The sequence below is a fragment of the Pararhodobacter oceanensis genome (assembly GCF_003076755.1).
In the GTDB taxonomy this organism is placed as follows: domain Bacteria; phylum Pseudomonadota; class Alphaproteobacteria; order Rhodobacterales; family Rhodobacteraceae; genus Pararhodobacter; species Pararhodobacter oceanensis.
Window position 1 is genome coordinate 66616 of record NZ_QDKM01000006.1, and the last position, 21481, is coordinate 88096.

Below are 21481 nucleotides of genomic sequence, written 5' to 3' on the forward strand. Positions count from 1 at the left end.
TTTCGCTTGAACTCCGCGCTGCGAAATCCTAAACCGCAGGCGCAGCCGGGAACGGCGGCACTGATGGGGCCTTAGCTCAGCTGGGAGAGCGCCTGCATGGCATGCAGGAGGTCAGCGGTTCGATCCCGCTAGGCTCCACCAATCTTTCAAAAAAGCTCCGCTCCGGCGGGGCTTTTTGCGTTTCCGCAGTCTGACGCATCCCGCAGGGCCTCCTCCGGCCCATTCCGCGCGCGCGCCCCCGAATTCCCCAAAATCCGCAGCAAATTCCCGCCGATTTCCCCGCGAATCCCCCGCGAATCGGCCATTTTCACCCCCCTACCGGTAAACCGTATTCCAACCGGCAGGGCTTTACCGGAATGGGCGCGCCTAGCCGCAGCTTTCCTTGGAACAACCTGCCCACAACCCGACCCACACGCGGATAACCTCCCTCAATCCTGCGGGTATATTGCGGTTTACTGGGAAATTTTCCTAAATGCCGGCATCTCATCCTATGGAGCGCATGATGCAGCATTTTCCCGTCTTCCTTGATCTGGCCGACCGCATGGTGGTCATTGCCGGCTGTGGCGAGTTTGCTCTGGCCAAGCTGCGTCTCCTGCTCAAGACCGACGCCAAGCTCACCGTGATCGCCACCGCGCCGGAGCCCGATCTCGCCGCGCTGATCCAAGCCGAGGGCGTCACCCTGATCCAGCGTCCGGCGCGTCCCTCGGATCTGACCGGCGCCGCTTTGGCCTATGGCGCCCATGGCACCGCCGCCGAGGATGCCGCTTTCGCCGCCATGGCCCGCGCCGAGGGGGTGTTGGTCAATATCGTCGACAATCTCGAGGCCAGCCAGTTCATCACGCCCGCAATCGTTGACCGCGATCCGGTGACCGTCGCCATCGGCACCGAGGGCGCCGCACCGGTGCTCGCCCGCGCGATCAAAACCGATCTCGAGGCCACGCTCTCGCCCGGTCTCGGCGCGCTGGCCCGCGCGGGCAAACGCTTCCGCCCGCATGCCGAGGCGCTGCCCTTTGGCCGCCGCCGCCGCGATTTCTGGTCCGAGTTCTATTTCGAAACCGGCCCGCAGGTTCTCGCCGAGGTCGGCGAGGAACTTCTGGAGCATGTGCTTCACGACATGCTGCGCCGCCATCTCGCCGCCGAGGACCCCGAGGGCCGTGTCGATCTGGTCGGCGCCGGTCCCGGCGATCCCGAGCTGATGACCCAGCGCGCGCGGCGTCTTCTCGACCTCGCCGATGTGGTGATCCACGACCGGCTGGTGCCCGAAGCGATCCTTGAACTCGCCCGCCGCGAAGCGCTGTTCATCGCCGTGGGCAAAGAGGGCTTCGGCCCCTCGACCCCGCAGGACGAGATCAACGCCCAGATGATCCACCACGCCCAATCCGGCGCTCTGGTGGTCCGGCTCAAGGGCGGCGATGCCAGCATCTTTGGCCGCTTGGACGAGGAAACGCAGGCGCTGACCGAAGCCGGTGTCGACTGGGCGGTCACCCCCGGCATCACCGCCGCCTCTGCCGCTGCCGCCGCGATTGGCCGCAGCCTGACCCAGCGCGGGCGCAACTCGGATCTGCGCATTCTCACCGGCCATGACATTCAGGGCTTCGCCGATCACGACTGGCACAGCCTCGCCGCCCCCGGTGCCGTCGCCGCGATCTATATGGGCAAACGCGCCGCCCGCTACTGGCAGGGCCGCCTGTTGATGCATGGTGCCGATGGCGCCACGCCGGTGACGCTGGTCGAGAACGCCAGCCGCCCCGACCAGCGCATCATCACCACCACGCTCGACCGGCTCACCGCCGATCTGGCGCAAGCCGCCCCCAGCGGCCCGGTGCTGACCCTCTTCGGCCTCGCCCCCGCGCGCGCTGCCGCCACCATCCCGACCCTGCTTGAGGAGTTCGCCTGATGTCCCGCGAAAGCTTCCCCCAAATCGTCACCGCCAATGCACTGATCGAGGGCGATGTCGTCTATCTGACCGAAGCCCACGGCTGGACCCGCGAACTTAGCGAGGCGCTGGTGCTGACCAATCCGACCGACGCCGAACTGGCGCTGGCCGAGGGCGACGCGCAGGTCGCGCAGGTGGTCGGCTGCTATCTGGCCAATGTCCGGCTCACCGCCTCGGGTCCGCAGCCGGTACATTTCCGCGAGGACTTCCGCCGCCGTGGCCCGTCGAATTACGCCCATGGCAAACAGGCCGAAGGCAGCGCCCACACGCCTGCCGACACGCCCGCCGACACGCCGACTGCCGCCAAAGCCATCTCTGCCGCCTGAGGGAAACGCCATGTATGTCTATGATGATTTCGACACCGAGTTCCTCGCCGAGCGCAACCGCCAGTTCCGCGCGCAGGTCGAGCGCCGGATCAACGGCTCGCTGACCGAGGATGAGTTCAAACCCCTGCGGCTGATGAACGGCCTCTATCTGCAACTCCATGCCTATATGCTGCGCGTGGCGATCCCCTACGGCACGCTCAACCCGCATCAAATGCGCAAACTGGCCGAGGTCGCGGATCGCTGGGACAAGGGCTATGGCCATTTCACCACCCGCCAGAACATCCAGTTCAACTGGCCGAAACTGGCGGATGTGCCGGATATCATGGATTCGCTGGCCGAGGCCGGTATCCACGCGATCCAGACCAGCGGCAACACCATCCGCAATGTCACCTCGGACCATTTCGCCGCCGCTGCCGCCGATGAAATCGCCGATCCGCGCCCGGTGGCGGAACTGATCCGCCAATGGTCCACCGACCATCCCGAGTTCCAATTCCTGCCGCGCAAATTCAAGGTCGCGGTGACCGGTTCCGAGATCGACCGCGCGGTGACCAAAGCCCATGATATCGGGCTGCGCATGGTGCGCCGCGACGGTGAGGCCGGGTTTGAGGTGATCGTCGGCGGCGGTCTCGGGCGCACGCCGATGATCGGCAAAGTGCTGCGCGAGTTCCTGCCCGTCGCGGACCTGCTGCCCTATCTCGAGGCCATCGTGAGCACCTACAACCTGCTCGGGCGGCGCGATAACAAGTTCAAAGCACGGATCAAGATCACCGTGCATGAAAACGGCATTGAGCGCATCCGCGAGCTGGTCGAGGCGCGGTTCATCGACAACCGCCCCAAGTTCGACGCCGAGGCCACCGAGGCCCAGCTTGCGCGGATTGAGGCGATGTTTCAGGCCCCCGATCTGCCCGCCGCCTGCGATCTGCCCTATCAGGCCGCCTATGCCGCTGACCCGGCGTTCCGCGCTTGGGCCGACACCAATCTGCACCCCCATCGCAACCCCGATTACGCGATTGTCACCATCAGCCTCAAGGCCCATGGCGCCACCCCGGGGGATGCCACCAGCGACCAGATGCGCCTGATCGCCGATCTCGCCGAGGCTTACGGGCACAGCGAAATCCGCATCAGCCATGAGCAAAACGTGATCCTGCCGCATATCGCCCGCGCCGATCTGCCCGCGCTCTACAAGGCGCTGCGGGTGCAGGGGCTGGCGGTGGCGAATGTCGGGCTGATCTCGGATATCATCGCCTGCCCGGGGATGGATTATTGCGCCTTGGCGACGGCGCGTTCGATCCCGGTGGCGCAGGAAATCGCCACCCATTTCGACGCACTGAAACTCGAGCATGATATCGGCCCCTTAAAGATCAAAATCTCTGGCTGCATCAACGCCTGCGGGCATCACCATGTCGGCCATATCGGCATTCTCGGTCTCGACCGTGCGGGTGTCGAGAATTACCAGATCACCCTTGGCGGTGATGGCTCCGAGGATGCGGTGCTCGGCACCCGCACCGGTCCGGGCTTTGCCTATGACCAGATTGTGCCCGCTATCGAGCGGATCATCCGCGCCTATCTCGCCCAGCGTCTTTCGCCCGCGGAAACCTTCCTCGCCGCCTACAAGCGCCTTGGTTTGGCACCGTTCAAAGCCGCGCTTTACGATCAGGAGGGTGCCGATGCCGCGTGATACCTCGCCCATCAACCTGCCGCGCAAAGCCGATGCGCAGGGGGTCTTGCGGCACGCGCTCTCGGGCGCGCTGGGTCGCATTGCCATGGTCTCCAGCTTTGGCGCCGAAAGCGTGGTGCTCTTGCATATGGTGGCGCAGATCGCCCCCGCGACGCCGGTGATCTTCATCGACACGCTGATGCTGTTCCCCGAGACGCTGGCCTACCAGCGCGAGGTCGCGGAGCGTTTGCAGCTTAGTGATCTGCGCATCATCCAGCCCGACCCCGAGGCGCTGTTTGCCAAAGACCCCGACGGCATCCTGCATCTGGCCGAGCCCGACGCCTGCTGCGATCTGCGCAAGACCCAAGTGCTGGACAAGGCGCTCACCGGCTTCGACGGCTGGATCACTGGTCGCAAGCGCTTTCAGGGCGCCTCGCGCGCCACTCTCGAACCCTATGAGCGCGACGCCGCGACGGGGCTGATCAAGGTCAACCCGCTTGCCGATTGGGATATCGCCCGCATCCGCGCTTACCGCGAGGCGCACGACCTGCCACCGCATCCGCTGGTCGCCAAGGGCTTCCAGTCGATCGGCTGCGCGCCCTGCACCTCGCCGGTGGCGGCGGGCGAAGACCCCCGCGCCGGACGCTGGCGCGGGCAAGAGAAAATCGAATGCGGCATCCATGTGCAGGATGGCCGCGTGATCCGGGGCAAGGACCTGGTGGGCCAAGAATTGCCCGGCACAGAATTGCCGACCAAGCTAAGGGGAAAAGTCGCATGAGCATCATCGTCACCGACAGCGGTTTCGCGCCCGACGGGTTCAACGGCACATGGTTCGATCTCGCCCCCGATGTCGATCTCGAGGCGCTGGAAGGCCAACTTGCCGAGACCTCCGCGATCCGCATCAGCTTTGGCTCCTTCGCCGATGGGCGCGGGTTCTCCTTGGCCTCATGGCTGCGCGCCAAGGGCTTTGAGGGCCGCCTGCGCGCCTGTGGCCATGTGCTCGCCGATCAATACGCGATGGCGCGGCGCTCGGGGTTTGACGAGGTCGAGATCGACGAGGCGCTCGCCGCCCGCCAACCCGCCGAACACTGGCGCGCCCGCGCCGATTGGCAGACCCATGACTACCGCAAACGCCTGCGCAGGAGCGCCTGATGAACCAACATATCCGCCCCGATCTGCAAACCGTCACCGCGGTGCGGCACTGGACCGACAGCCTGTTTTCCTTTCGCGTCACCCGCCCTGCAAGCCTGCGGTTTCGCTCCGGTGAATTCGTCATGATCGGCTTGCCCAGCGCCGAGGGCAAACCGGTGCTGCGCGCCTATTCCATCGCCTCGCCGTCTTGGGATGACGAGTTGGAGTTCTACTCGATCAAAGTCCCCGATGGCCCGCTGACCAGCCGGTTGCAGCACATCCAGCCCGGCGATCCCCTGATCCTGCGCCCCAAACCCGTCGGCACGCTGGTCCATGACGCGCTTTTGCCCGGCGAGCGGCTTTGGCTCCTCGCCACCGGCACCGGTTTCGCCCCTTTCGCCAGCCTCCTGCGCGATCCCGAGACATGGGAGAAAAACGCGCAGGTGGTAATGATGCACACCTGCCGCGACTACGCCGATCTGGCTTACGGTCAGGAACTGGTGAACTCGCTGCAAGCCGACCCGCTGATCGGCGAATTGGTGGCGGATAAACTGCGCTATTACCCGACGACGACTCGCGAGACCTCGCCCTATATGGGACGGATCACCGAGACGCTCGCCTCGGGGCAGGTGTTCCGCGACCTCGGGCTCGAGGCGCCACTCGACCCCGCCCGCGACCGCGCCATGGTCTGCGGCTCCTTGGCGTTCAACAAGGATATCTCGGCGCTCTTGGAAGGGTTTGGCCTGCGTGAAGGCTCGAATTCCGCCCCGGCTGATTTCGTCATCGAAAAGGCTTTCGTCGGCTAACCCAAGGTGCGTGCAAAGCACACACCCTACGGCTGGCGCACGCGTCCCTCCGCAGCGCCGGAGCCGCGTCTGTAAGCGATCTCCATCGCACGCACCCCTCAAGCCCGGCCCCACCCCGGGCCGGGCCGCGCCCGCCCCTCCCCCCGGGAGGGCGCATTCGCGATGCCATTCACTGCGCAACCGGCACGAGTGCTTTGAGGCGATCCGCATTGCGGCAAGGACAGTGCGCCCACCCAGGGTCAGGCGCGTCCCTTCTCACGTCTCCTCACACTTGGCCCTGACAGGCAAGCGCGACGGGGACGTGCCGACCGCAGCCTCATTCGCTCACTGTCCTCGCAACCGCCGTAAGCCATAAGCTTCGCATTTAACCCTTACGCCCGGGCCAACCCCGGGCCGCGCCCGACCCTCCCCGCGGGAGGGCGCACTGGCGATGACATTCGCCGCTCATCCGGCATGAGTGCTTTCAGGCGATCCGCGTTGCGGCAAGGACAGTGCGCCCACCCATGGTCAGGCGCGGCCCTTCTCGCGTCGCTCCACACCTAGCTCTGAAGGGCAAGCGCGACGAAGAACCCGCCGCCGCTGCACCTACTCACCGCCCTCGCAACCGCCGTAGGGTGTGTGCTTTGCACGCACCCCAACAGCCCGTCACCGCGTGCGTTTTGCCGGGGCGGCGGGGGGTTGTGGCGGCATCTGTCCTGCCAGCATCGCCCGCGCTTCGGCCAGATGCGCGCCCTGCGGGAAGGCTTTGAGATAGGTCATCGCCGCCTCTCGCGTGCCCGAGGCGAGGACCTGTTGCCAGGCCTCGGCATCGGTTGAGGCGACCTGCGGCGCGGCCCCACCAGAGCCACCGGTCCCACCACCAGCAGGCACCTGCGCGCCGCCGGAGCCGCGTCGCGCCAGCCAGTTGCGCGCATCGGCGGCATGCAGGCCCTCGGGATAGGCCGAGAGGAAATCCGCCACCGCCTCGAATGTGCCCAGAGCGCGCGCCTGCGCCCAGGCCTCGGCCTCATCCGCGGGCGATTGCCCCCCAACCGGCGGCACCTCCACCGGCACTTCCTCGGGCGCGACCTCCACCGGCGGCATCACCACCTCCGGCAGCTGAACCTGCGGCACCTCAACCGCCGCGGCCTGCTCGAACCGCTCGGGCGTCACCATCGCCAGCCCCGCCAGCACCCGCGCCTCGATCGCCGCCGCGCGTGGCGCCTCGACACCGATATTGGCAATCGCGGCCCAGATATGCAGCCCGCTGGCGCTCGCCTCATCGCTGATCAGATAGAGCAACTGCCGCGCGCGCATCTCGCCCTCGATCTCGCGCATCTCATGGCTGCGAAACTGGCGCATCACGCTGGAGCCGATCCGCATCCGTTCATCGGTCATCCCCATCGGCTGGCCGCTCAACCGCGCCAACTCGCTGGCGAATTCCGCGCTTTCCACCGGCGCTGTGGTGAGCGCCGCGCGCTGGGCGTCGGTGAACACCCGCAGCACCACATCCGAGCCAAGGCCGGTCTCGGCATCGACATTGGTCAGCCAGATTTCCTGCCGCTCCGCCTCGTCGCGGTCGCGGCGGATCCGCATATCGGCGGGCGCCTCCAGCCGCAGACCAAAGCGCTCGATCACCTGCCAGTCCTCGGCGGCGACTGCAGCCGTGGCGGCGGCGGCCAGCGCCTCGGGGCTGCGCGCGGCTTCGGCCTCGGCCTGCGCGCGGCGCATCTCGGGTAGCGCCGCGGCCATCTCGGCCAGCCCCGCCTCGAACCCCTGCAGACAGGCCTCCGATCCCTCCGGCATCGCCAGCTCCAAAGTGCCGGTGATCGCTTCCATCACAATCGGCGCGCTGCGCGTCGGCGTGGTCACCACCGCCAAGAGCAGCGCTCCGGCCTCGGGCGCGCAGCCCTGCGTGACCATCGCCTGCGCCCGCATCGGCCCGGCCGCGCCCATCGGTCCCTCGGCCGCCAGATAGGCGGCGCCGCGGATCACCGTTACCGGCACGCCCGCATGTTCGCCGGTCTCGATGCTGTCGATCGCCGAGAACAGCCCCTGAACCGAGGCAACTGCGCCCGCAACCTCGCGGCCGATATCGCCCGCGATCAGCGCGGTATGCGGGCTGTCGGGCGCGGCCTCATGGGCCAGCAAAACCCAGTGCAAGCCGCTGTCATCAAGGGTGGTCGCCAAAGTCGCCTCGGGGAGCGTCGCGCTGGCATAGGGCGCAAAAAGCGGCGTGTTCGCGGGCGCGGCAGCCTCGGTGTCAGCGGTATCTGGCAGGGCCTCGCTCGACTCGGTATCGCTCGGCGCGGCAGCGCTGGCATCCGCCGTGCTCGCCTCGGCCTCGGGCGCTCCTTCCGCACCAGCCCCCGCCTCGCCCGTCTCCTCGATCTGGGCGGCAAAGCGGGTCACCATATCGCCCATGAAGCCGGTCAACTCGGCGGGGCAGGGGGTGGCATCCTCGGGCCATGACAGCGCCAGCGGTGCCAGCATCGCCTCAAACCCGCCCGCAGGCGCATTATCGGCCCGCGCCGTTGCGGCAATCGCCAAAGCGCCGCGCCCGTCAACGCAGCTTTGGGTCAGTATCACCCGCACCGCCGCGCTTTGCGCTGCCGGATCGCTGCTGCCATCCGGCGCGCCGGTGCTCGCGCCCTCGACGATCCACACCGGAATCCCCTGAAACTCGCCCGCTTCGATCGAGGCGGTGCGGGCCAGCACGGTCTGCATATACCGCCCGATCGCCACCGGACTGGGGGGCAGGACATCCATCACCAAAAGGGTCAGCGGCTGCTCCGGCGCCGCGGCACTGGCCAGCCTGACATGGGCGTTACGCGCCGTGCCTTCCTGCTCTGCAATCACCATCCCGGCACCGGGGGTCAGGGTGACCAACCCGTCCAGCAACTGCAGCGTGCGACCTTCAGTGGCACTCTCTGCGCTCTCCTGCGTGACCGCCCCAGAAGCATCCGCTGCGGGTTCCTCTGCGGCATCCCCTGCCGCATCCCCGGCGACATCCCCGGTGACACCCTCTGTGGTCACCGCAGCCCCCTCCTCGGCACCCGCCTCGGAGGTTTCGCCCGCAGCAACCTCACCGGTGGCGCTCTCTTGCGCCTGTGCGGCGGCAGGCACAAACGCCAGCAACGACATGGCAAAAAGCGACGCCCCGAGCACCGAAGCGGTCACCCCTTTTGGCGCCCCCCTTGGCACCCCCCGGGCAGGGCGCTTCAGGCGGTGGGCAGAGAGTGGCGAGGCAAGGCGGAGGCTCTGAAAAACCGGCTGCGACAAAGGGCGCGAGGCATGTGACATAAAATAATCCTTCTGAATCGTCTCGTTCAGCAATGCCTCCGACGATATCACCCGAGTGCCATTTGCCTAGTGCTGATTGCCGCGCCGCTGTTCAACAGTTGCACAGCCGAACCCCCGCCACCGAGTCCCACAGCCCGACAGCCACCGCGAAGGCATCGCGGCCTGAAACCGGCCACCAAGCCCCTATCGCCTGCCAACCGCCACTCGCTACCGGCCGCTAAGGCCACGCCGCCTGCCACCCACGACCAAACCCCCGCCACTTGCCGCCTGCCATCAAGCCCCCGCCGATTCAGACCCGATGCTGAACCGCGCAGAGGCGCTCCGACACTCGCCCGACCCATGCCCCCCAGCACCGCTCCCCCCTTGCACCGCGGCCCCGCCGGCGGTAATCGGGCGCGTCGCCAACCGGCGGCCAAGTTTCCGCGCTCCTTGCAAAACCGGATGATCTGATGACCCAATCCTTCCTTTTCCGCTCCCATCTCCCTGGCATCCTTGCCATGGCCGCGATTGTCGTGGCCTCGAATATCCTTGTGCAATTCCTGCTCGGCAATTGGCTGACATGGGGGGCGCTGACCTATCCGCTGGCCTTTCTGGTCACCGATGTGATGAACCGCGTCTATGGCGCGGCGGCGGCGCGGCGCGTCGTTTGGGCGGGGTTTGCCGTCGGCGTCACCTGCTCGCTGATCGGCACCCAGATCCTGCTGCAGGGCGATGGCTACAGCTTCCCCGCGGTGACCCTGCGCGTGGCACTCGGCTCGGGGCTGGCGTTCCTGTCGGCGCAGATGCTCGATGTGGCGCTCTTTGACCGGCTGCGCGACGGCGCGTGGTGGCGCGCGCCCCTGGCCTCGACGCTGGTCGGCTCGACGCTGGACACCGCGCTGTTCTTCACCATCGCCTTTTCCGCGACGCTATCCTTCATCGAACCCGGCAACGACACCAGCTGGGCGACCGAGGCGCTGCCGCTTCTGGGGCTGGGCCCGATGGTGCCGCTCTGGGTGTCGCTGGCTGTCGCCGATTGGAGCGTGAAACTGGCGCTGGCCCTGCTGGCGCTGGCCCCGTTTCGCGCAATTGTGCGCAGGTTAACCGCCTGAGCCGGTGAAAAATCTTTGACAAACAGAATATCTGTGCCACCATACCCTTACAGTTCAACCAGTTGAAAGGAGGTGGTCCAGTGTCGAGAGTGATATTGGAGAGAGGTGTCGGGACAGTCAGAGGGAGCGTAAGCTGACGGCAGCCCGCAGGGCACGCTACCCAATTGATTGGGCCTGTTTCTAACCGGCTCCATCTCCTGAAGCTCGTGAGGGCCGCTCGTTGATCGGGCGGCCCTTTCGATAGGATAAGACCATATGCGCATCAATGACGAGATCACCATTCAGGACTGGGAACTGACCGAGAGCTTCACCCGCGCTTCCGGTCCCGGTGGGCAGAATGTCAACAAAGTCTCCACCGCGGTCGAACTGCGGTTCGAGGCCGCGCGCAGCCCCGCGCTGACGCCTGCGGTCAAGCAACGGCTCAAACGGCTGGCAGGTCGCCGCTGGAGCGCCGATGGCGCGCTGCTCCTGCGCGTCGAGGACACCCGCAGTCAGGCCCGCAACCGCGAAATCGCCCGCGAACGCCTCGCCGAGATGATCCGCCAAGCGCTGGTCGCCCCGCGCCGCCGCATCGCCACCAAGCCGACCTACGGCAGCCAAAGACGGCGGCTCGAGGGCAAGACACGGCGCGGCGCGATCAAATCCCTGCGGGGTCGAGTTGACGGCGAGGGGGAGTAGGCGCATATTCCTGTGGATAACGCCGCAAAACCTGTGGATAAAATCACAAAAGACCCCGCAACAGGGGCATTCGGGCGACAGGCACAGATATGAAACTCAACGCAATGACCACTTTCCGCGACTATGTCGAGCCGGTGTTTCGCCGGCCGAATTACGTTCAAACCGGCGCGCTCTGCCTGCGCCAGACCGAGGCCGGGCGCGAGGTGCTTCTGGTCACCTCGCTCGGCGGCAAACGCTGGATCGTGCCCAAGGGCTGGCCGATGAAAAACCGCACGCTGGCCGAGGCCGCGCAGCAAGAGGCATGGGAGGAAGCGGGCGTCAAAGGCCGCGTCGAGGACAGCAGCCTCGGCACCTTCTCCTATCGCAAACTGGTCAAGGGCGGCATTCCGGTGACCTGCGACTGCGAACTCTTCACCCTGCAAGTCGATGAGATCGCCGAGGATTGGCCCGAGCGCAAGATCCGCAACCGCGCCTGGATGACCATCAACCAAGCGATCGAGGCTGTGTCCGAAGAGGGTCTGCGCGAAATATTACGCGCGCTGTAAAGCCAAAAACGTTGTTCTTGGCGGGTAAACAGGCTAGGGCGCTTCGCAAGTGACATGCGAACCCAAGGAGACAGCGATGTCTGCGCCAGTCGACCCGAATGCCAAGGGCATCAAGACGCTCGACAAAGACCTCGGTCGGATCACGCTGCTTGAACAAGCCGCGAGCTTTACCTCGCGCCCCTTGGTCGGTCCCGGCGTTGCGCTGATCTTCATCATCATTGCCGGATTGGCCGCCGCCACCATTATGGGCGCGACGCCCGGTGCTTGGGTGGTGGTGATCGCTGCCACCGTGGGCGCCTATATGGCGCTGAATATCGGCGCCAATGATGTGGCCAACAATATGGCCCCGGCGGTTGGCGCCAATGCGATCACGCTGGGCGGCGCGCTGATCATCGCCGCAATCTTCGAGACTGCCGGTGCGCTTCTGGCCGGTGGCGATGTCGTCGGCACCGTCTCGCGCGGGATTGTCGCGCCGGAAAGCGTCTCGGATCCGCAGGTGTTTATCTGGGCGATGATGGCGGCCCTTCTGGCCGGCGCGCTCTGGATCAATCTGGCCACATGGGTCGGGGCGCCGGTCTCGACCACGCATTCGATCGTTGGCGGGGTGATGGGCGCGGGCATTGCCGCCGCCGGATTTGCCGCCGTGAACTGGCCGGTGATGGCGAAAATCGCCGCCAGCTGGGTGATCTCGCCGCTGCTCGGCGGGATCATGGCCGCCGCGTTTCTGGCGGTGATCAACAACCGGATCATCTACCGCGAGGATAAAATGGCCGCCTCGCGCACCTGGGTGCCGATCCTGATCGGCGTCATGGGCGGCGTGTTTGCCACCTATATGGCGATGAAGGGCCTCAAGAAAATCGTCAGCCTTGATATGTCGCAGGCGCTGCTCATCGGTGTCGTGGTGGCGATTCCGCTGACCCTGATCATGCGCCCGATCATCCGCCGCCAGTCGCGGGGGCTGGAGAACCGCACCAAATCGGTCAAAGTCCTGTTCTCGATCCCCTTGGTGTTCTCGGCGGCGCTCCTGTCCTTTGCCCATGGTGCCAATGACGTCGCCAATGCGGTCGGCCCGCTCGCCGCGATTGTCCATGCGGTGGCCGAGGGCGGCGCCAGCGACAGCGTCGAAATCCCCTATTGGGTGATGATTGTCGGCGCCATCGGCCTCTCGGTCGGGTTGATGCTCTTTGGCCCGAAACTGATCAAGGTCGTCGGCTCCGAGATCACCCGTCTGAACGCGATGCGCGCATGGTGTGTGGCGCTTTCGGCGGCGGTGGTGGTGATCATCGCCTCATGGCTCGGCCTGCCGGTCTCCTCGACGCATATCGCCATCGGCTCGATCTTTGGCGTCGGTTTCTACCGCGAGTGGTATCACGAGAAAATCCTCAAGGTGAACCGCGATATGTCCTCCTTGCCGGTCGAAGAACGCACCCGCCGCAAGGTCGTCCGCCGCTCGCATATGCTGACCATCATGACCGCATGGGTGGTCACCGTCCCCGCCACGGCGGTGCTCTCGGCAGCGCTGTTCTTTGCCGCGACCCTGCTCGCTGGGGTGCAGTAAGCACCTCTGGCTTTGATCAGATGCGCCAGACGGGGAGGGCGGTCGTTGCACCGTCTCGCCCCGACGGGTCGCCACTGCGCAAAGAGAATCGCGCGGATCACCGACAGACCTAACCAGTAGCCCGCGCCCTACCGCCCCAGATGCGGCGTGCCGCGTTTGGCGGCCAGCGTGATCTGGCGCTGGCGTTCGCGGAACCTCTCGCGGCGCGCATCGTCAAACTCATCCACGCAATGGTGACACTGCACGCCGTCCTCATATTCGGCGCGTTTGGTATCCGCAGGTTCCAAGGGGCGGCGGCAGGCGTGGCACATCAGATGGCCGGTCGGCTGCAGCCCGTGCCCCACCGCAACGCGCTGGTCAAAGACGAAACACCCGCCCTGCCAGCGGCTCTCCTCTTCCGGCACTTCCTCGAGATATTTCAAAATCCCGCCCTTGAGGTGGAAGACCTCCTCGACCCCCTGTGACAGTAGGTAATTGGTCGATTTCTCGCAGCGAATACCGCCGGTGCAGAACATCGCGATGCGCTTGTTGTGAAACCGCTCTTTATTCGCCTCCCACCATGCCGGAAACTCGCCGAAACTGCGGGTCTCGGGGTCAATCGCGCCGTCAAAGCTGCCGATCGCCACCTCGTAATCATTGCGGGTGTCGATCACCGCGACATCCTCCTGCGCGATCAGATCATTCCATTCCTGCGGCGCCACATAATGGCCGGTGCGGGCAAGCGGATCGACATCGGGCTGGCCCATGGTGACAATCTCGCGCTTCAGCCGCACTTTCATCCGGCCAAAGGGCATCTCGGCGCTCTCGGCCTCTTTCCATTCCAGATCGCCGCAGCCGGGCAGGGTCTTGATATGCGCCAGCACCGCGTCGATGCCTGCGCGCGGGCCGGCAATCGTGCCGTTGATCCCCTCATGCGCCAGCAGCAGCGAGCCTTTGACCCCCTGCACGGCGCATAGCTCCAACAGCGGCCCCCGCAGCGCGGCAGGGTCAGGAAAGCGGGTGAAATGATAAAGCGCGGCAACAATCAGCATAGGGTCTTTTGCGCCACAGCGCGGCGATCATCAAGAGGGGGAGATCATCAAGAGGTGGCGGGCCGGATAGTCACGCCAACAGCCATTCCACGCCGAGGGTGATCAGGATGAAAAACACCGCCGCCTTGGCCCAGAACAAGACCTTCGAGCCCAAGGACATCCGGTCGCTGCCCAGATCAATCGCAAACCGCCCCAGCCCCAGAAACCCGCCCTCGGGATAGGCGGTCGCCGGTTGGAACAGCGGCACATCACGGGCGCGAAACAGCGTGATCAGCGCCGCGCCGCTGGCAAACCCGCCGAGATGCGCCCAGAAAGCGATCAACACATCCGAGGGCATCGCCGGTGACAGCGCCGCCAGCAGATCCAGCGCCACCGACAGCCCGACAAACACCCCCGCCGGCACCAGCACCGGCACCCGAAACGCCACCAGCACCAGCACCCGCGCGCGTGGATGCAGCAGCAGATACGCCCCCATCAGCCCCGAGATCGCCCCCGAAGCGCCGATCACCGGCACCTGCGGGCTGGCCGAAAACAGCGCCTCCGCCCCCGCGCCGCCCATCCCGCAGAGGATGAAGAACAGCCCATAGCGCCAATGCCCCATGCAATCCTCGATATTGTCGCCAAACACCCACATCGCCAGCAGATTCCCCGCCAGATGCAGCGGCGTCGCATGCAGGAAGATATAGCTGGCCATGGTCGAGATGATCTCAAACGCCCCGCCCGGTGCTTTGATCCCGCCGACCAGATGCAGATGCGCGGGGGTAAACGCATAAGCCTCCCAAGGCACCCGCAGCACAAACACCAACAGACAGGCGATCATCAACAGCCAGTTCACATAGGCGAAACGGATATGGCGGGTCGGGTTGTGATCGGCAACAACAAGCATAGGCGTCCTGTGAGTGCGGGGTAAAACTCACCCGAGAATTGCCCCAAGGCAAGACAAAACCGCATATTGCCACCTTTACGCACGTGCCCAGCACGGGCCGCGCCCGACCCTCCCCCGGGAGGGCGCGCTGGCGATGCCCTTCACCGCGCAACCACCATCAGTGCTTTCGAGCGCAGCCCATCGTGACGAGGACACCTGCGCCCACCCAGGGTCAGGCGCTGCCCTTACCACCTCGCACGCTCCACTTCCCCGTCACGCCCGTGGCTACCACGGGCCGCGGCCGACCCTCCCCACGGGAGGGCGCATGGCGATGTCCTTCACCGCGCACCCGACATCAGTGCTTCAAAACCCAGCGCGCAGTGGCGAGGACAGGCGCCCACCCAGGGTCAGGCGCACCCCTCCGCACCCTTCCGCGCAAACCCATCCACCGCCGTAGGGTGTGTGCTCCGCACGCACCGCGCCAGCCCCAACCACCCGCCGTTTTGCTTCTTTCCCCCGCAGGCCCTATGTTACCCCTGCCGCGCGGATATCGGCCCGTCTCGAGGGGCGCCAGCGATCTCCGCCGCATCCGCTATTGCATTCACGCCGGTTTTGCGGCGTCATCCCGGGGCAGGGCCGCCGCCCTCCGCGCCGGATGAGAATTGGGGAGCTTCGATGTTCAGAGATATCGCCGATGACTTGGATAACTACTCCCTGACCCCGGACACATTCCTTGATGTGCCCTTTGTGCCGACCGATGAAAGCGCCGTCGAGGCGATGCTCAGCCTGGCCAAAGTCGGGCCCAATGACGTGCTCTATGACCTCGGCTCGGGCGACGGGCGCATCCTGATCACCGCCGCCCGCGACCGCGACACCCGCGGCATCGGCATCGAGGTTGACCCCCAGCGCATTGCCGACGCGATGGATGAGGCCAGCTGGGCCGGTGTCGAATGCCTGGTCGATTTCGTCGAGGAGGACATCTTCACCGCCGATATCCGCGAGGCCACGGTGGTGACGATGTATCTGCTGGAAACCGTCAACCTGCAACTGCGGCCCAAACTCCTTGACCAGTTGCGGCCCGGCACGCGGGTGGTCTCGCATGCCTTTGATATGGCCGATTGGGTGGCCGACGACCGGCTGCGGGTGGCGGGGTCGAATATCTACCTGTGGATCATCCCCGCGCAGATCGAGGGCGAATGGCAGTGGGATATGACCGATGGCACCACCTACCGGCTGGCCCTGAAACAGCGGTTTCAGGAGATCACCGGCAAGGCGTTTCTTGGCGATCAGGAACGCAGGCTTGAACGCACGCGGCTGCGCGGCAACCGGCTGGAGGTGGCGATCCGCGCCGAGGGCGCCGAAAGCCCCGATTTTTTCCTGCTCGAGTTCGAAGAGAATATGCTGATCGCGGTCGATCTCTGTGCGCCTTTCTAGGCACTCCGCCGCCCTCGCACCCTCCACCCCGGCCAAACCTCGCCCATTTGCGCCCATTTTTCTTGACTCCACCGCGCGGGGCGCATACCTGACGCTGTAATTCCCCCGGATGCCCCCTTGCGTCCGGTCCCTTCGCTTTTGCGGGGATCGCCATCCGTCAGCGCGTTGCGCCCACGGATGCGTTACCCCGTGGCACGACTGGCACGCCCGTAAGGCCCAAACGAGAGGACTGCCATGTTCGAGAATCTGTCAGAACGCCTTGGTGGCGTCTTTGATCGCCTGACCAAGGCGGGCGCGCTGTCGGCCGAGGATGTCACCGCCGCCCTGCGCGAGGTGCGGATCGCGCTTCTGGAGGCCGATGTCTCGCTGCCGGTGGCACGCGATTTCATCAAACGTGTGCAGGTCAAAGCCACCGGCGCTGCGGTCACCAAATCGATCACGCCGGGCCAGCAGGTCGTTAAAATCGTCCATGACGAGCTGATCGCCACCCTGCGCGGCGATGAAGACCCCGGCAAACTGAAAATCGACAACCCGCCCGCACCCGTCCTGATGGTCGGTCTGCAGGGCTCGGGTAAAACCACCACCACCGCCAAACTCGCCCGCCGCCTGACCGAGCGTGAGGGCAAAAAGGTGCTGATGGCGTCCCTCGACACCAACCGCCCCGCCGCGATGGAGCAGCTGGCAATCCTCGGCACCCAGATCGGCGTCGATACGCTGCCGATCGTCAAAGGCGAAAGCGCCGTCCAGATCGCCAAACGCGCCAAACAGCAGGCGACGCTGGGCGGTTATGACGTCTACCTTCTGGACACCGCAGGCCGTTTGCACATCGACGAAGTGCTGATGGATGAGGTGCAGGCGGTGCGCGACGCGGTCACCCCGCGCGAGACGCTTCTGGTTGTCGATGGTCTGACCGGTCAGGACGCGGTCAATGTCGCCACCGAATTCGAGGAAAAAGTCGGCGTCACCGGCGTTGTCCTGACCCGGATGGACGGCGACGGACGCGGCGGCGCGGCGCTGTCGATGCGCGCCGTTACCGGCAAGCCGATCCGCTTTGTCGGCCTTGGCGAGAAAACCGACGCGCTGGAAACCTTCGAGGCCGAGCGCGTCGCCGGCCGTATTCTGGGCATGGGCGATATCGTCGCGCTGGTCGAGAAAGCGCAGGTCACCCTTGAGGCCGAACAGGCCGAACGGATGATGAAGCGCTTTCAAAAGGGTCAGTTCAATATGAACGACCTGCGCCAGCAGCTCGAGCAGATGGAGAAGATGGGCGGCATGCAGTCGGTGATGGGCATGATGCCCGGCATGGGCAAAATGTCGAAACAGGCCGAGGCCGCTGGGCTCGACGACAAGATGCTCAAGCGCCAGATCGCGCTGATCCAGTCGATGACCAAACGCGAGCGCGCCAATCCCGCGGTGCTGCAAGCCAGCCGCAAAAAGCGCATTGCCCGCGGCGCCGGTCTGGAAGTCTCCGAGCTGAACAAACTTCTGAAAATGCACCGGCAGATGGCCGATGTGATGAAGAAGATGGGCAAGGGCGGGATGCTCAAACAGGCGATGAAGGGCATGTTCGGCAAAGGCGCCGGTGGCGCCGCCGATATGGAGGCGATGAAGCAGCAACTCGCCGATCCCGAAGCGATGAAAGCCGCGCAAAGCGCCATGCAGCGCGGCGCCGGTGGTCTGCCCGGCATGCCCGGAATGGGTGGCATGGGCGGCCTGCCCGGTGGTCTCTCGGGGCTCGGTCGCAAAAAATGATCATCGCGCGCGCGCATAACTCTGCGGTGACAATGTCACTCGCTGCCCGCCATGCGGGCGGTGTTGCAGGGCTGCGCGCCCGCAGCGCGGGGGGCTGCCAATGACCCCCGCCAATACCCAGATTTCTACCGTGGCCGAACGCTTCGAGGCGCTGATCCCGCGTCTGGAAACCGAACGCCTGATCCTGCGCGGCCACCGTCCCGCAGATTTCGACGCCTTCGCCGCCTATGCCCAAACGCCGCGCTCCACAGGCACCGGCGGCCCGCTGGATCGCAACCTCGCATGGCGGTCGTTTTGCAATATGACCGGCCATTGGGTGCACCGCGGCTACGGCTTCTGGGTGATCGAAGACAGGGCCAGCGCCCGGCCCCTCGGCGCCTGCGGCCTGTGGTTCCCCGAAGGCTGGCCCGAGCGCGAGATCGGCTGGATGCTCTGGACTGACGCCGCCGAGGGCAAGGGCATCGCCCATGAAGCCGCGCTCGCCGCGCGCAGCTACGCCTATGATGTGCTCGGCTGGGACACCGCCATTTCGCTGGTGCTCGACGATAACACCCGCTCGGCGGCGCTGGCGCGGCGCATGGGCTGTGTGGCCGACGGCAGTTTTGAGCACGCCCAATACGGCGCCGCGACGATCTGGCGCCACCCCGCGCCCGCCGATCTCGCCGATGGCGGTATGGAGGCCTATGCATGACCTTCCGCCCCGCACCCAGTTTCCCGATTGTCCGCCCCGCCAAGGAGACCGTATGACCGACGACCCCACCGCCCGTGCGCAGCAGTTGCTGGTCGAACATCGCGCCAGTATCGACCGGCTCGATGCGATCCTTGTCTACACGCTGGCGGAACGCTTCAACCAGACCCAGGCCGTGGGCCAGTTGAAAGCACAGCACGACCTGCCGCCCTCGGACCCGTCACGCGAAGCGCGGCAGATCGAGCGGTTGGAATGGTTGGCCAAAGAGGCCGATCTCGACCCGGAATTCGCCAAGAAATTCCTCAATTTCATCATCTCGGAGGTGATCCGTCACCACGAGCAACTTCAGACCTAACCAAATTGGCGCCCCCGCAAGGGTGTCTTCACAGCCATCCAAGGAGATTTCATCATGGCTACTAAAATCCGTCTGGCCCGTGGCGGCTCGAAAAAGCGTCCCTTCTATGCGATCGTCGTCTGCGACAGCCGCATGCCGCGTGACGGCCGTTTTCTGGAGAAAATCGGCACCTATAACCCGCTGTTGGCCAAAGACAGCGAAGACCGTGTGAAGCTCGACCTCGAGCGCGCGCAGGCCTGGCTCGACAAGGGCGCGCAGCCGACCGACCGGGTGATCCGCTTCCTCGAGGCCGCCGGCGCCCGCACCAAAGTCGCGCGCAACAACCCGAACAAAGGCACCCCGGGCAAGAAAGCCCAGGAGCGCGCCAAAGAGCGGGCCGACAAAGCTGCGGCACCTGCCGAAGAGTAAGAGTGGTTGCGGGCGCGTTGCGCCCGCGACGGGCAGGGGGGCTTTGCGCCCCCCTCTTTGCCTGCGGCAAATTCACCCCCCGCAGGATATTTTCGGACAGATGACGGGTGCGGGAATGGCCAAAGACAGACTCTGTGTGGGCGCGATTGCCGGAGCCTTCGGGGTTCGCGGCGATGTGCGGCTGAAAAGCTTTTGCGCCGAGGCGGCGGCGATTGCGCGCTATGCGCCGCTCTATTCCGAAGACGGCACGGTGGAATATACCGTGAAACTGGGCAAGCCGGTGCCCAACGGCTTTGCCGCGCGCTTGGGCGGGATCACCACCCGCGAGCAGGCCGAGGCACTACGCGGGGCGCGGCTCTATGCCGACCGCGAGAAATTGCCGGATCTGCCGGACGATGAATTTTACCACAGCGACCTGATCGGGCTGACCGTTCTGGATACCGGCGGCACGGTGATTGGCCGCGTCAGCTCGGTGCAGAACCACGGCGCCGGCGATCTGCTGGAACTGCAGCGGCCCGGCAAGGGCAATGCGCTGCTGCCCTTCACCAAGGCGATGGTGCCGACGGTTGATCTGGCCGGTGGCCGGGTGATCGCCGATCCGCCCGAAGGCCTGTTTGAATGACGACGGGCAGGGCAGCACCCGAGGCCGCCGCTGATCTCGGTTCTGTGCTGGTGGTCGGCGGCACCGGCATGCTGCGCGCGACCACCTGCGCGATTGCCCACCGCGCCACCGCGCTGACCCTGATCGCGCGCAGCCCCGAGGCGCTGGCCGCCGACCTCTCGGCCACATGTCCCACGACGCCGATCGCGCTGGACCTGACCGCCGAGGGTGCCGTGGCGCGGATCGCGCAGATCAAGGGCGGTTTCGACACCGCCGTTATCTGGCTGCATGATGATGCCGTATCCCTGTCGCGCCCGCTCGAGGATCTGCTGCGCCCCAGCGCCCGCTTGCTGCGCGTGATGGGTTCGCTGGCGATGGACCCCGCAGTGCGCGCCACCCGCGCCCCCGATCCGCGCCAAGATATCACCCGCCAGCTGGTGATCCTCGGCTGGCACCCTGACGCGGCGGCCCCCGATGGCCAGCGCTGGCTCAGCCACGCGGAAATCAACGCCGGTGTCCTCGCCGCGCTCAACGCCCCTGCCCTTGAGGCGCTGATCATCGGAGGCTCCGGTGGCTGAGCGCGCGCCCTGGACCGCCAAGGTCATCACCCTCTTCCCCGAGGTTTTTCCCGGCGTCCTCGGCGCGTCCTTGACCGGCAAGGCGCTGACCGCAGGGCAATGGGCATTGCAACCGATTGACCTGCGCCCATTTGGCGAGGGCAAACACCGCAATGTTGATGACACGCCCGCCGGTGGTGGCGCCGGTATGGTGCTGCGCGCCGATGTGCTGGCCAGCGCCCTCGATGCCGCCGCCGAAGACACCCCGCGCGCGGATTGGCCGGTGATCTACCTCTCGCCGCGCGGCAAGCCGATGGATCAGGCGACCGCCCGCCGCCTCGCCGCTTGCGAGGGCGTGACCCTGCTTTGCGGACGGTTTGAAGGCGTCGATGAGCGCGTCTTGGAAGACTACGCGATCGAGGAAATCAGCCTTGGCGATTTCGTCATGACCGGCGGCGAGATCGCCGCGCAGGCGCTGATTGACGCCACCGTGCGGCTGCTGCCCGGCGTCCTCGGCAATGCGGAGTCCGCCGAAGAGGAAAGCTTTTCCAACGGGTTACTCGAGCACCCGCAATACACCCGCCCCGCCGAGTGGCGCGGCCGCGCGATCCCGCCGGTCTTGCAATCGGGCAACCATAAGGCCATCGCCGACTGGCGCCGCGCGCAATCCGAGCAGTTGACGCAAGAGCGCCGCCCCGATCTTTGGGCCGCGCACACCGATAAAGGCTAAAGTGGGTCGCGATTAACGGGATTCGCGTATTTGCTGTTGGAGTAAGGCAG

The 21481-nt window shown here is 65.8% G+C and carries 21 protein-coding genes and 1 tRNA gene; 19 read left to right on the forward strand and 3 right to left on the reverse strand.

What is annotated here, in order from left to right; genetic code table 11:
* Nucleotides 1-65 precede the first annotated feature (65 nt).
* From DDE20_RS13500 to DDE20_RS13530, 7 genes are all read left to right on the forward strand, one after another.
* A tRNA-Ala gene (locus tag DDE20_RS13500) sits at nt 66-141 on the forward strand.
* A gap of 361 nt (nt 142-502) precedes the next feature.
* Nucleotides 503-1897, forward strand: a complete 1395-nt coding sequence (gene cysG / locus DDE20_RS13505) for a siroheme synthase CysG (RefSeq protein WP_116559044.1) — start codon at nt 503-505, stop codon at nt 1895-1897.
* Nucleotides 1897-2262 (forward strand): DUF2849 domain-containing protein, encoded by a 366-nt coding sequence (locus tag DDE20_RS13510; RefSeq protein ID WP_116559045.1) that lies wholly within the window; start codon nt 1897-1899, stop codon nt 2260-2262. The genes cysG and DDE20_RS13510 overlap by 1 nt, the downstream gene beginning before the upstream one ends.
* A 10-nt stretch (nt 2263-2272) precedes the next feature.
* A complete protein-coding gene (locus DDE20_RS13515) occupies nt 2273-3940 on the forward strand; it encodes a nitrite/sulfite reductase (protein WP_116559046.1) in 1668 nt (555 codons plus the stop codon).
* Nucleotides 3930-4697, forward strand: a complete 768-nt coding sequence (locus DDE20_RS13520; RefSeq protein ID WP_116559047.1) for a phosphoadenylyl-sulfate reductase — start codon at nt 3930-3932, stop codon at nt 4695-4697. Before DDE20_RS13515 ends, DDE20_RS13520 begins: the two co-directional genes overlap by 11 nt.
* Nucleotides 4694-5071: a DUF934 domain-containing protein gene (locus tag DDE20_RS13525; RefSeq protein WP_116559048.1), complete on the forward strand. Its 378-nt coding sequence runs from the start codon at nt 4694-4696 to the stop codon at nt 5069-5071. The genes DDE20_RS13520 and DDE20_RS13525 overlap by 4 nt, the downstream gene beginning before the upstream one ends.
* Nucleotides 5071-5856 (forward strand): ferredoxin--NADP reductase, encoded by a 786-nt coding sequence (locus DDE20_RS13530; RefSeq protein ID WP_116559049.1) that lies wholly within the window; start codon nt 5071-5073, stop codon nt 5854-5856. Before DDE20_RS13525 ends, DDE20_RS13530 begins: the two co-directional genes overlap by 1 nt.
* A gap of 645 nt (nt 5857-6501) precedes the next feature.
* On the opposite strand, the gene DDE20_RS13535 is transcribed toward DDE20_RS13530, so the two are convergent.
* Entirely contained in the window at nt 6502-9015 is a 2514-nt protein-coding gene (locus DDE20_RS13535) for a hypothetical protein (protein ID WP_116559050.1), read from the reverse strand.
* A 572-nt stretch (nt 9016-9587) separates the two neighbouring features.
* Between DDE20_RS13535 and DDE20_RS13540 the strand changes: the two genes are divergently transcribed.
* The 4 genes from DDE20_RS13540 to DDE20_RS13555 all read left to right on the forward strand — a co-directional run bounded on the left by DDE20_RS13540 (nt 9588) and on the right by DDE20_RS13555 (nt 13010).
* A complete protein-coding gene (locus tag DDE20_RS13540; RefSeq protein ID WP_116559051.1) occupies nt 9588-10229 on the forward strand; it encodes a queuosine precursor transporter in 642 nt (213 codons plus the stop codon).
* Nucleotides 10230-10484: 255 nt separating this feature from the next.
* Nucleotides 10485-10907: an alternative ribosome rescue aminoacyl-tRNA hydrolase ArfB gene (gene arfB / locus DDE20_RS13545; RefSeq protein WP_116559052.1), complete on the forward strand. Its 423-nt coding sequence runs from the start codon at nt 10485-10487 to the stop codon at nt 10905-10907.
* 89 nt (nt 10908-10996) lie between these two features.
* On the forward strand, nt 10997-11452 hold the full coding sequence (locus DDE20_RS13550) for an NUDIX hydrolase (RefSeq protein WP_116559053.1): 456 nt from the start codon (nt 10997-10999) through the stop codon (nt 11450-11452).
* Between the two features lie 76 nt (nt 11453-11528).
* Entirely contained in the window at nt 11529-13010 is a 1482-nt protein-coding gene (locus tag DDE20_RS13555) for an inorganic phosphate transporter (RefSeq protein WP_116559054.1), read from the forward strand.
* 128 nt (nt 13011-13138) lie between these two features.
* Here DDE20_RS13555 and trhO read toward each other — a convergent pair whose 3' ends face one another.
* Entirely contained in the window at nt 13139-14041 is a 903-nt protein-coding gene (gene trhO / locus DDE20_RS13560) for an oxygen-dependent tRNA uridine(34) hydroxylase TrhO (protein WP_116559055.1), read from the reverse strand.
* A gap of 70 nt (nt 14042-14111) precedes the next feature.
* Complete coding sequence (locus DDE20_RS13565; protein ID WP_116559056.1) at nt 14112-14927, reverse strand: rhomboid family intramembrane serine protease; 816 nt, start codon at nt 14925-14927, stop codon at nt 14112-14114.
* Between the two features lie 654 nt (nt 14928-15581).
* Between DDE20_RS13565 and DDE20_RS13570 the strand changes: the two genes are divergently transcribed.
* From DDE20_RS13570 to trmD, 8 genes are all read left to right on the forward strand, one after another.
* Nucleotides 15582-16340 (forward strand): SAM-dependent methyltransferase, encoded by a 759-nt coding sequence (locus DDE20_RS13570; protein ID WP_116559057.1) that lies wholly within the window; start codon nt 15582-15584, stop codon nt 16338-16340.
* A gap of 234 nt (nt 16341-16574) precedes the next feature.
* Nucleotides 16575-18092, forward strand: coding sequence for a signal recognition particle protein (gene ffh, locus DDE20_RS13575; RefSeq protein WP_116559058.1), 1518 nt, complete (start codon nt 16575-16577; stop codon nt 18090-18092).
* 100 nt (nt 18093-18192) lie between these two features.
* Nucleotides 18193-18783 carry a GNAT family N-acetyltransferase gene (locus DDE20_RS13580; RefSeq protein ID WP_116559059.1) on the forward strand — a complete coding sequence of 197 codons (591 nt, stop codon included), beginning with the start codon at nt 18193-18195 and terminating at the stop codon, nt 18781-18783.
* Between the two features lie 52 nt (nt 18784-18835).
* On the forward strand, nt 18836-19135 hold the full coding sequence (locus DDE20_RS13585) for a chorismate mutase (protein WP_116559060.1): 300 nt from the start codon (nt 18836-18838) through the stop codon (nt 19133-19135).
* A 54-nt stretch (nt 19136-19189) separates the two neighbouring features.
* On the forward strand, nt 19190-19543 hold the full coding sequence (gene rpsP / locus DDE20_RS13590; protein ID WP_116559061.1) for a 30S ribosomal protein S16: 354 nt from the start codon (nt 19190-19192) through the stop codon (nt 19541-19543).
* 115 nt (nt 19544-19658) lie between these two features.
* Nucleotides 19659-20165, forward strand: a complete 507-nt coding sequence (rimM, locus tag DDE20_RS13595) for a ribosome maturation factor RimM (RefSeq protein ID WP_116559062.1) — start codon at nt 19659-19661, stop codon at nt 20163-20165.
* Entirely contained in the window at nt 20162-20722 is a 561-nt protein-coding gene (locus tag DDE20_RS13600; protein WP_116559063.1) for a Rossmann-fold NAD(P)-binding domain-containing protein, read from the forward strand. Before rimM ends, DDE20_RS13600 begins: the two co-directional genes overlap by 4 nt.
* Nucleotides 20715-21431: a tRNA (guanosine(37)-N1)-methyltransferase TrmD gene (gene trmD, locus DDE20_RS13605; RefSeq protein WP_116559064.1), complete on the forward strand. Its 717-nt coding sequence runs from the start codon at nt 20715-20717 to the stop codon at nt 21429-21431. Before DDE20_RS13600 ends, trmD begins: the two co-directional genes overlap by 8 nt.
* The last annotated feature ends 50 nt before the right edge of the window (nt 21432-21481 follow it).